Below are 9,661 nucleotides of genomic sequence, written 5' to 3'. Positions count from 1 at the left end.
CCGAGGAAGCCGCTTCCCAGGAGGCGGCCGAGGAGCCCGCCCCCGAACCCGCGGTCGCCGAACCCGCGCCGGCCCAGGTGCCGCCCGAGCCCGTGCCCGCCGAGGCCGGGGCTCCCGCTCCGGAGCCCGCGCCGGCACCGGCGGAGGAGGCTCCCGAACCGGCCCCCGAGCAGCAGCGGCTCGCCGTGGCCGCGGTGCCCGGCGCCGGGCCGCAGGTGATGGAGGCCGTGGCGGTCACCGCCGAGGCCCCTCGACAGGACGACGCACAGCCGCCCGCCGACGGCGGGCCGGCCGTACCCGTGGCCGGGCAGGAGCCCGGGACCGGGACGGCGGAGGCAGCCACCACCGCCGAGGCCGGCGGAGCCCAGGAGGCCGCCGCCGAAACCGGTGCCGCCCCCGCCCCCGCCGCCCCGGGCTACGACGAGGCCGAACGCGAGACGCTGCACCGCCTCATGCGCGAGCGGCGGGACATCCGCAACGGCTTCCGCTCCGACCCGATCCCGGACGACGTGCTGCTGCGCGTCCTGGAGGCGGCCCACACCGCCCCCAGCGTCGGCCACTCCCAGCCGTGGGACTTCGTCCTCATCCGCTCCGAGGAGACCCGCAGGACGATGCACGAGCTGGCCATGCGCCAGCGCGACGCGTACGCCCGGTCGCTGCCCCGGGCCCGCGCCAAGCAGTTCAAGGAGCTGAAGGTCGAGGCGATCCTCGACACCCCGGTCAACATCGTCGTCACCGCCGACCCCACCCGCGGCGGCCGCCACACCCTCGGCCGCCACACCCAGCCGAAGATGGCGCCCTACTCCTCGGCCCTGGCGGTGGAGAACCTCTGGCTCGCGGCCCGTGCCGAGGGCCTGGGCGTGGGCTGGGTCAGCTTCTTCGACGAGCGCGAGATGGTCCGGGTCCTCGGCCTGCCCGAGCACCTGGAGGTCGTCGCCTACCTGTGCATCGGGTACGTGGACGCCTTCCCGGACGAGCCCGAGCTGGTGCAGGCGGGCTGGTCCAAGCGCCGCCCGCTGTCCTGGGTCGTCCACGAGGAGTCCTACGGCCGCCGGGTCCTGCCCGGCGCGGAGGAGCCGCACGACCTGCTCACCGAGACCCTGGCGGGCATCCGCCCGCTGGACGCCAAGGCGCTCGGCGAGGCGTGGGAGCGCCAGAAGCGGATGACCAAGCCGTCCGGCGCGCTCGGCATGCTGGAGATCATCTCCGCGCAGCTCAGCGGTCTGGCCCGGCAGTGCCCCCCGCCGGTCCCCGAACCCGCGGCCGTCGCCGTCTTCGCCGGGGACCACGGGGTGCACGCCCAGGGCGTCACCGCCTGGCCGCAGGAGGTCACGGCGCAGATGGTCGCCAACTTCCTGAACGGCGGCGCGGTCTGCAACGCCTTCGCGGGCCAGGTGGGCGCCGAGGTCTGCGTGGTGGACGTGGGCGTGGCCGCCGACCTGCCGTCCGCGCCCGGCCTGCTGCCGCGCAAGGTGCGGCCCGGCACGGCCGACTTCACCGCCGGGCCCGCACTCACCCGCGAGGAGGTGACGCGCGCGGTCGAGGTGGGCATCGAGACCGCCCGTGACCTGGTGGCGGCGGGCAACAAGGCGCTGCTGACCGGTGAGATGGGCATCGCCAACACCACCGCGTCCGCCGCGCTGATCGCGGTCTTCACCGGTGCCGACCCGGCCGAGGTCACCGGTCGCGGCACCGGCGTCAGCGACGAGATGCACGCCCGCAAGGTCGAGGTGGTCCGCCGCGCCCTGGAGCTGCACCGGCCCGACGCCTCCGACCCCCTCGGTGTCCTGGCGGCGGTCGGCGGGCTGGAGCACGCCGCGCTGACCGGACTGATCCTCGGCGGCGCCTCGCTGCGCACCCCCGTCATCCTCGACGGAGTGAGCGCGGGGGCGGCGGCCCTGGTCGCGCGAGCCGTCGCGCCCGAGGCGCTGGCGGCCTGCATCGCCGGCCACCGCAGCGCGGAGCCCGGCCATGTCGCCGCGCTGACCAAGCTGGGCCTGCGCCCCCTGATCGACCTCGACCTGAGGCTCGGCGAGGGGACGGGCGCCCTGCTGGCCCTGCCGGTGGTGCAGAGCGCGGCCCGGGCCATGCACGAGGTGGCCACCTTCGACTCGGCGGGCGTCACCGAGAAGAACTGACACGCCCCGCCGCCGTACCGCCCGCAGGTCGCCGGAGAGCCGCAGGCCTCCTCCGGTGACCTGCGGCACAGCGGGTCCGGGCCGCCGCGTCGTACGCTGCCCGCACCCGCTGCCCTCCGCAGCCAGTCCCGTCTTTGCCGCTCCAGTGCCGCAGCGGCCCGCGATCCTCCGAGGAGCCGCACCGCCATGTCCGACCACTTCGCGCACCCTGCCTACCCCGTGGGCCTGCGTCTGACCGGGCGCCGTGTGGTCGTCCTCGGCGGCGGGACCGTCGCCCAGCGGCGGCTGCCCGCGCTGCTGGCCGCGGGCGCCGACGTCCTGGTGATCGCGCCCTCGGCCACCCCCTCGGTGGAGGCCATGGCCGAGGCGGGCGAGCTGCGCTGGGAGCGCCGCGCCTACCGTCCGGGCGATCTGGACGGCGCCTGGTACGCGGTCGTCGCCACCGACGACGCCGGCGCCAACGCGGCCGCCTCCGCCGAGGCCGAGGAGCGCCGGGTGTGGTGCGTCCGCAGCGACGACGCCGACGCCGCCACCGCCTGGACCCCGGCCACCGGACGCAGTGAGGGCGTCACCGTCGCCGTCCTCACCGGACGCGATCCGCGCCGCTCGGCCGCCGTGCGCGACGCCGTGGTCGAGGGCCTGCGCGACGGTACCCTGACCGCCCCCCGGCACCGCGCCCGCAGGGCCGGTGTCGCACTGGTCGGCGGAGGCCCGGGCGACCCGGACCTGATCACGGTGCGCGGCCGCCGGCTGCTGGCCGAGGCGGACGTGGTGATCGCCGACCGGCTCGGCCCGCGCGACCTGCTGGACGAACTGCCGCCGCACGTCGAGGTGATAGACGCCGCCAAGATCCCCTACGGCCGGGCGATGGCGCAGGAGGCCATCAACGCGGCCCTCGTGGAGCACGCCAGGGCCGGAAGGTTCGTCGTACGCCTCAAGGGCGGCGACCCCTATGTCTTCGGCCGCGGCATGGAGGAGGCGCAGGCGCTGGCCGAGGCCGGGATCCCGGTCACGGTGGTGCCCGGCATCTCCAGCTCCGTCAGCGTGCCCGGCGCCGCGGGCATCCCGGTCACACACCGCGGGGTGGCCCACGAGTTCACCGTCGTCAGCGGCCATGTCGCCCCCGGCGATCCGCGTTCGCTGGTGGACTGGGCGGCCCTGGCGAAGCTGCGCGGCACCCTGGTGATGCTGATGGCGGTGGAGCGCATCGGCGCCATCGCCGAGGCCCTCGTCGAGCACGGACGGGCCCCGGACACGCCCGTCGCCGTGGTCCAGGAGGGCACCATGGCCGGCCAGCGCCGGGTGGACGCCACCCTGGCGACCGTGGCGCGCACGGTCGAGGAGGAGGGTGTACGCCCGCCCGCGGTGATCGTCGTCGGAGAGGTGGTCGGCGTGAACCGGGCCGGGACCGGCCGGTGACGGCGCGGGAAGCCGAGGGCACCGGAAGGACCGGGGTGCAGGAAGCGGACACCGCGGCGCCGGAGGGCGGGACCGGGACGGCCCGGGGCCCGATCAGCGTCGAGGACCCCGGTGATCCGCGCCTGGGCGACTACACCGGCCTGACCGACGTCCGGCTGCGGCGCGTGCGCGAACCGGCGGAGGGCCTGTTCATCGCCGAGGGCGAGAAGGTCATCCGGCGTGCCCTCGCGGCAGGCTACGAGATGCGGTCGATGCTGCTGACGCCCAAGTGGGCCGAGGCGATGCGCGACGTGGTCGCCGGTACCCGGGCGCCCGTCTACAGCGTCGGCCCGGAGGTGGCCGAACGGGTGACGGGCTACCACGTGCACCGCGGGGCCCTGGCCTCGATGCGGCGCAAGCCCCTCCCGAGCCCGGCGGACCTGCTGGCGGACGCACGCCGGGTGGCGGTGCTGGAGGCCGTGAACGACCACACCAACATCGGTGCCCTGTTCCGCAGCGCGGCGGCGCTGGGCATGGACGCGGTACTGCTCTCACCGGACTGCGCCGACCCCCTCTACCGGCGTTCGGTCAAGGTCTCCATGGGCGCGGTCCTCCAGGTGCCGTGGACCAGGCTGGAGTCCTGGCCCGGGGACGTCGGGGTGCTGCGGGAGGCGGGGTACGTCACCGCGGCGCTCGCCCTGGACGAGAACGCGGTCGGGCTCGGCGAGTTCGCGGCCCGCCGGCACCCCAGGCTCGCCCTGATCCTCGGCTCAGAGGGGGACGGCCTGCGCCCTTCCACGGTCGCGGCCGCCGACATGGCCGTGCGGATCCCCATGAGCGCGGGCGTGGACTCCCTCAACGTCGCCGCGGCGGCGGCCGTGGCCTTCTACGCGACCGGTCCCGCCGCGGGGTGAGCCCGTCCGTGTGTCCACTGTCCGCCAAAGCGGGCATCCGGTGACACTGGGTGATAAAGTGAACGCGCCAGTACTCGGTCGGCGCGGCCGGCGGCGGGCCGACCGCCGACCGGCCCGCTCACGTCGATGACACGCAGGTCTGTACTGGGGGTGCAGATCTCGACTTTGCCCCGTCCAGGGGGCGGTCGGGTCGGGGCTGTCCGTGCTCGCCCAGGCCGTCCTCCCGAAGGGAAGGAAGACGACCGATGAGCACCCAGCCCGTCTCACACCCCCCGGTGGTCAGAGCCCTGTGGGTCCTGGTCGCCGTTCTGTTCTCCGCCCTCGTCGCCCTGGTCGCGGGCATCCTCTCCGGCGCCGCGGGCAGTACCCTCCCCGAAGCCGCGCTGCACGCGGGCGGCGCCTTCGCCGCCACCCTCCCGCTGTGCCTGACCGTCCTGTCCGCACTCGGCGCGCTGTAGGCACCGGAAGTGAGCAGGCGTCAACGAGCCGGGCGCGCCACCGGACCGGCGGAGCCCGGCACCCCGGCCTCGGCCGCGCCCGCGGTCGCGTCCCCGGTGCCGACGGCCGGACCCGCGGGACCTCCCAGCCCCCGCGCCGGCCCCTGACAGCCCTGTGCCGCCGCGATGCCGAGTGCGACCAGCAGCGTCACCGTCACGAACACGACCAGGCGCTGGCGCAGCAGACGGGGGTTCGCCGGCCGCCGGGACCCCGGCCGGGCGCCACCCGCGGTGCGCACCGGACGACGGGCCGACGCCCCTCCCGTCGCGCCGCCGGACCGCCCCCCGGCGGAGGGACGAAGGGTGTTCCGGGCCGGTGTACGAGGCATCGGGCCCCGGGACACGCCCGCCCCGTCCCGGTCGGCGAGGCCCGCGCGGCCGGAGGTCCCCTGGGAGCCGCGGCCGCCCGAAGGGCGGTCGCCGTCGCGCGAGGTGCGCTGCCGCAGATACTGCTCGGCCCGCTTCCCGGTCGGCCGCGCCGGGCGTACGGCCGCCCCGGTGGCCGCGCCCTCCGGCAGCCCGCGCGCCTCCCGGGCGGCGATCTCCCGCAGCCGCAGCGACAGTTGCAGGGTGCTCGGCCGGTCCTCCGGGTCCTTCGCCAGGCACGCCCGCACCAGCGGCGCCAACGCCGCGTGCACACCGTGCAGCTGGGGCTCCTCGTGCACCACCCGGTACAGCATCACCTCCGAACTGCCCTGCCCGAAAGGCGAGTCCGCGGTCGCCGCGTACGCCAGCGTCGCGCCCAGCGAGAACACGTCCGTCGCCGGGGTCACCGCCGCCCCCCGCACCTGCTCGGGCGCCAGGAAGCCAGGGGAGCCCACCGCCGTGCCGACGTGGGTGAGTGTGCTGGCGCCGGTCGCCCAGGCGATGCCGAAGTCGATGATGCGCGGGCCCTTGGGCGACAGCAGGATGTTCGACGGCTTCAGGTCCCGGTGCACCACACCGGCCTCGTGCACCGCCACCAGCCCCTCGGCCAGCGCCGCGCCGATCGAGGCGACCTGCGCGGCGGGCAGCGGACCCTCCTCGTTCACCTTGTCGTGCAGCGAGGGCCCCGGCACGTACTGGGTGGCGAACCACGGGCGGTCCGCCTCCAGATCCGCCGCCACCAGCCGGGCCGTGCACCCGCCGCGGATCCGGCGGGCGGCCGACACCTCGCGCGCGAAGCGCGAGCGGAACTCGGGGTCCTCCGCGAGATCCGGCCGGATCACCTTCAGCGCCACCCGCTGACCGCGCCGGTCGGAGCCGAGGTACACCACGCCCATGCCGCCCGCGCCCAGCCGCCGGTGGAGCCTGAACGAGCCGACGACTCGCGGGTCCTCGCGCCGGAGCCGCATCATCGCCATGTCCTTCCCCTACCTCCGGCCGGGAGCCCGTCCCGCCCCGGTGGGCGGCCCCGCACTGCCCGGTCCCTCTGACGTGCCACAGCTTACGGACTGCGGCCCCCTCGCGCCGACAGGCCGCGCATGAGGAACGGACCGGTTGTCAGTGCCCGGTGGGAGACTGGGGGAGTGGGCGCGCGGCAGTCAGGGGCGGGAGAAGCCCTGCTCAGGGGGCGTCCGACAGGCCTTCCCGGAAGGGGGATCGCACGATGAAGGGCGATTGGGTGGAGATCGTGGTGGACGCCGGAGACACCACCCGTACCTATGAGATGGCGGCCACGCGTGCGGGTCGGCGGGTGGAGACGCAGGTGCGCAGGGGAGTGGTGGAGGTGAGCGAGATCACCCGCAGCGGCACGGTGGTGCGCACCGCGCGCTTCATGGCCAACCGGGTTCTGGCCCTGGTCGAGCACCCGGTGCCGCGGGAGGACACCGCACAGGAGCCGGCCCGCTGACCGGCGGCGCGGGCCTGGGCCCTTCCCCTCCGGGAAGACCCGGGCCCCGGAAGGCGCTTCTCCACCCTGGGGAGTACCCGGGGCGCGGGGGAGTCATCCTGCGGGAGGCCTCCGTTCGGTACGCCGGCATGACGCCGAGGGGCGCCCCCCGCTCCTAGTGTTGTTCTCAAGCGGCGGGTGCAGCACTCGTCCCCCGAGGCCAGACGCCCGCCGCCCCGTACCACGACAGGAGCGGAACCATGGCGCACACAGCACAGCGCCCGGCGTCCCGGACGCAGGAACGCCTGGCGGACCTCGCCGCCCTCGGCACCCGGCCGGGCGGACGCCGCCACCCGCTGGTGGCCGCCGTCATGGTCCTTCCGCTGGCCGTCCTGCTGGCCGTCGTCTTCGGCGGGGCGGAGGCGGTGATCACACAGGCGTCGTCCGTGGCCGGACTGCTGGGGCTCTGACACAGGGCCCCGGGCTCGGGAGAGCGGCCCGAGCCGGGACATCCGGTCACCCAACCCCGTGGGGACGGGGGTACGGCGGACGGCGTGAGGCCCGGGCAGTTGGGGAACTGCCCGGGCATCGCGCCGCCTTGGGCCGTACGATCCGCCGCACGGCCCGCGCCCGCGGGCCCGGGAGGGGCAAGGACACCGTGGCGCACGCACCGCTCATCGCGCATCTCGCCCACCGGGCGGCCCTGGCCGACGCCGCGGCATCCGCCCGCCCCGCGGCCGCCGACGGCACCGGCCGGCCCGTGGTGCTGGCCGAGCGGGCCGACGCCACCGTCGTACGCGGCGGGAGCGTCGTGGCCAAGGCGCACGCCCCCGGCGGCGACCCCGGACGGCTCGCGCTCCGGCTGGACGTCGCCGCCCACCCGCTGCTCGGCCACGTCCTGCTCACGCCGCTGCCCGCCGCCGGAGGCCCGTGGACCGGGACCCCGGAAACAGGGGCGGGGCCGAGGCGGCGGTTTCTGGACACCCTGCCCGACGGCCGCCCGGTGAGCCTGTGGCCCTACGGCACCCCCGTGGACCCGGGCGCACCCGAGGCCGCCCCCTGGGAGGCGGTCGGCGCGCTGCTCGCCCGCCTGCACGCCGTACCGCCCGCCGCGCTGCCCGGACCGCTCCCGCCGATGCGCGGCCCCGCCAAGGCCGCCCGCGCCCTGGAGTCCCTGCGCCGCACGGTCCGCCGCACCGCCGCGGTACGGGCGGTCGAGGCGGCCTGGGCCGCCCTGCCCGCGTGGACGCGCGACGAGGCCCCGCCGCCGCGTGCGGACGCCCTCTGCCACGGCGACCTCCATCTGGGCCAGGTCGTCCGGCACCCGGCGCCCGACGGCCCCTGGCGCCTCATCGACATCGACGACCTGGGCCTGGGCGACCCGGCCTGGGACCTGGCCCGGCCCGCCGCCTGGTTCGCCACCGGGCTGCTGGCCCCCGCGGACTTCGGCCGCTTCCTGGACGCCTACCGGGCCGCGGGCGGCACCGCGCTCCCCGGCGGCCCGGACGGTCCTGCCTGTGACCCCTGGCCGCGGCTGGACGTCCCCGCGCGGGCCCTGACCGTCCAACTGGCGGCCCGCGCACTGGTCAGAGCCGGGGCCGAGGACCGCGCGCCGGACGAGACCGACCGCGCCCTGGTCGACGCCTGTTCCCGCATCGCGGGGTCCTGAAGGGGCCCGTGAGCCCTACGCTGGGCGCCTCCGGACGGCCCGCCCCACCGATCCGACCGGTACGCGGACGCATCCGGAACACCCCGCGGCGCGTCTGTACAACCACACGGCCCCTACCGCCACGGAGGCGAGAGACGATGCAGTGCCCCAAGTGCCGAGCGCACATGCAGACGTACAACCGCAGCGGAATCCAGATCGAGCAGTGCGGCGGCTGCCGGGGGGTGTTCCTCGACTACGGGGAACTGGAGGCGCTCACCCGTCTCGAGTCGCAGTGGTCGCAGCCGGCGCCGCCCCCGCCGGGCCCGGCCGCCCAGCCCTACCCGCCGGCCCCTCCCGCCTGGGGAACCCCTCACCACGGCCACCACGGTCATCACGGCCGCCACAAGAGCTTCAGCCGGATGCTGTTCTCCTCCTGACCGCGCTCCGGCCGTGACCGCGGGACGGACCGGAACACGACGAAGGGCCGGAGCAACAGGCTCCGGCCCTTCGGGGTGTGGACGATACTGGGATTGAACCAGTGACCTCTTCCGTGTCAGGGAAGCGCTCTCCCGCTGAGCTAATCGTCCGCAGTGCGGTGTGCCGCGTGCGCGATACTGGGATTGAACCAGTGACCTCTTCCGTGTCAGGGAAGCGCTCTCCCGCTGAGCTAATCGCGCGGAACAAGGACCCCGAGGGATCCCCAGTGGACGATACTGGGATTGAACCAGTGACCTCTTCCGTGTCAGGGAAGCGCTCTCCCGCTGAGCTAATCGTCCGAGGTGGAGACGGGATTTGAACCCGTGTAGACGGCTTTGCAGGCCGTTGCCTCGCCTCTCGGCCACTCCACCAACGCGGGGGCCGCAAGACCCCCATCGAGCGGACGACGAGACTCGAACTCGCGACATCCACCTTGGCAAGGTGGTGCTCTACCAACTGAGCTACGTCCGCAGTGCCTCCCCCGGGCGATGCTCGGGAGCTGCCGCCACCTCCCGCTGCCGCGCTCGGTGACGACATGAACTCTAGCGGATTCCCGGGCCAGCTCAAATTCCGTTTCCCCAGCGTGCCCGCCATAGACTCACCGCGTGCACGATCCGGCCCCTGTAGCCCGCTTCGGCGGCCTCGTCGCCACCGACCTGCGCGACGTCACCAGCGACCCCGCCGCCCTGGACTCCACGGGCTGGTGGGCGGTGGTCGCCTCCTTCGAGGGGCGCCTGGTCTGCGCCCGCTTCGGCGACGTGCGGCCCGCCCCCGTACCC

Annotated in this window: 9 protein-coding genes, 5 tRNA genes and 1 pseudogene; 9 read left to right on the top strand and 6 right to left on the bottom strand. The window is 75.6% G+C overall.

All coding sequences use genetic code 11. The annotated features are described in order from the left end of the window. The 4 genes from cobT to L7D48_RS20795 form a co-directional block, all read left to right on the top strand. On the top strand, positions 1–2,138 hold a 2,138-nt coding region (gene cobT / locus L7D48_RS20810), incomplete at its 5' end, for a nicotinate-nucleotide--dimethylbenzimidazole phosphoribosyltransferase (RefSeq protein ID WP_237881262.1). Positions 2,139–2,324: 186 nt separating this feature from the next. Then, the gene (gene cobA, locus L7D48_RS20805; RefSeq protein WP_237881260.1) at positions 2,325–3,557 is read left to right on the top strand and encodes a uroporphyrinogen-III C-methyltransferase; all 1,233 of its coding nucleotides are present in this window, start codon (positions 2,325–2,327) and stop codon (positions 3,555–3,557) included. A 35-nt stretch (positions 3,558–3,592) separates the two neighbouring features. After that, a complete protein-coding gene (locus tag L7D48_RS20800; protein WP_237881259.1) occupies positions 3,593–4,450 on the top strand; it encodes an RNA methyltransferase in 858 nt (285 codons plus the stop codon). 245 nt (positions 4,451–4,695) lie between these two features. Further along, complete coding sequence (locus L7D48_RS20795; RefSeq protein WP_206348119.1) at positions 4,696–4,908, top strand: hypothetical protein; 213 nt, start codon at positions 4,696–4,698, stop codon at positions 4,906–4,908. Positions 4,909–4,928: 20 nt separating this feature from the next. Here the strand turns inward: L7D48_RS20795 and L7D48_RS20790 are convergent, their stop codons facing one another. Next, a complete protein-coding gene (locus tag L7D48_RS20790; RefSeq protein WP_237881257.1) occupies positions 4,929–6,290 on the bottom strand; it encodes a serine/threonine-protein kinase in 1,362 nt (453 codons plus the stop codon). 245 nt (positions 6,291–6,535) lie between these two features. Between L7D48_RS20790 and L7D48_RS20785 the strand changes: the two genes are divergently transcribed. The 4 genes from L7D48_RS20785 (at position 6,536) to L7D48_RS20770 (ending at position 8,842) form a co-directional block, all read left to right on the top strand. Continuing rightward, positions 6,536–6,778, top strand: coding sequence for a hypothetical protein (locus L7D48_RS20785; RefSeq protein ID WP_237881255.1), 243 nt, complete (start codon positions 6,536–6,538; stop codon positions 6,776–6,778). A 239-nt stretch (positions 6,779–7,017) separates the two neighbouring features. Then, on the top strand, positions 7,018–7,227 hold the full coding sequence (locus L7D48_RS20780) for a hypothetical protein (RefSeq protein ID WP_237881254.1): 210 nt from the start codon (positions 7,018–7,020) through the stop codon (positions 7,225–7,227). A 188-nt stretch (positions 7,228–7,415) separates the two neighbouring features. Further along, positions 7,416–8,426 carry a phosphotransferase family protein gene (locus tag L7D48_RS20775; RefSeq protein ID WP_374493071.1) on the top strand — a complete coding sequence of 337 codons (1,011 nt, stop codon included), beginning with the start codon at positions 7,416–7,418 and terminating at the stop codon, positions 8,424–8,426. Between the two features lie 137 nt (positions 8,427–8,563). Beyond that, complete coding sequence (locus L7D48_RS20770; RefSeq protein ID WP_237881251.1) at positions 8,564–8,842, top strand: zf-TFIIB domain-containing protein; 279 nt, start codon at positions 8,564–8,566, stop codon at positions 8,840–8,842. 78 nt (positions 8,843–8,920) lie between these two features. Here L7D48_RS20770 and L7D48_RS20765 read toward each other — a convergent pair. The 5 genes from L7D48_RS20765 to L7D48_RS20745 form a co-directional block, all read right to left on the bottom strand. Then, positions 8,921–8,992: transfer RNA gene (locus tag L7D48_RS20765), tRNA-Val, on the bottom strand. A gap of 18 nt (positions 8,993–9,010) precedes the next feature. Continuing rightward, a tRNA-Val gene (locus L7D48_RS20760) sits at positions 9,011–9,082 on the bottom strand. 27 nt (positions 9,083–9,109) lie between these two features. Further along, positions 9,110–9,181: transfer RNA gene (locus L7D48_RS20755), tRNA-Val, on the bottom strand. Between the two features lies 1 nt (position 9,182). Next, positions 9,183–9,253 (bottom strand) — tRNA-Cys (locus L7D48_RS20750). A 27-nt stretch (positions 9,254–9,280) separates the two neighbouring features. After that, positions 9,281–9,353, bottom strand: a tRNA-Gly gene (locus L7D48_RS20745). Between the two features lie 134 nt (positions 9,354–9,487). Here L7D48_RS20745 and L7D48_RS20740 point away from each other — a divergent pair. Further along, positions 9,488–9,661, top strand: a pseudogene (locus L7D48_RS20740) (anthranilate synthase component I family protein); the annotation flags it as partial.

The sequence above is a fragment of the Streptomyces sp. ICN903 genome (assembly GCF_022015835.1).
In the GTDB taxonomy this organism is placed as follows: domain Bacteria; phylum Actinomycetota; class Actinomycetes; order Streptomycetales; family Streptomycetaceae; genus Streptomyces; species Streptomyces fenghuangensis.
This window is presented reverse-complemented; position numbering and strand designations above follow the sequence as displayed.

Coding starts and splice junctions, on each gene's coding strand:
- L7D48_RS20790 (WP_237881257.1), bottom strand. CDS start 6,290: ATGGCGATGATGCGGCTCCGGCGCGAGGACCCGCGAGTCGTCGGCTCG.
- L7D48_RS20770 (WP_237881251.1), top strand. CDS start 8,564: ATGCAGTGCCCCAAGTGCCGAGCGCACATGCAGACGTACAACCGCAGC.
- cobA (WP_237881260.1), top strand. CDS start 2,325: ATGTCCGACCACTTCGCGCACCCTGCCTACCCCGTGGGCCTGCGTCTG.
- L7D48_RS20785 (WP_237881255.1), top strand. CDS start 6,536: ATGAAGGGCGATTGGGTGGAGATCGTGGTGGACGCCGGAGACACCACC.
- L7D48_RS20795 (WP_206348119.1), top strand. CDS start 4,696: ATGAGCACCCAGCCCGTCTCACACCCCCCGGTGGTCAGAGCCCTGTGG.
- L7D48_RS20780 (WP_237881254.1), top strand. CDS start 7,018: ATGGCGCACACAGCACAGCGCCCGGCGTCCCGGACGCAGGAACGCCTG.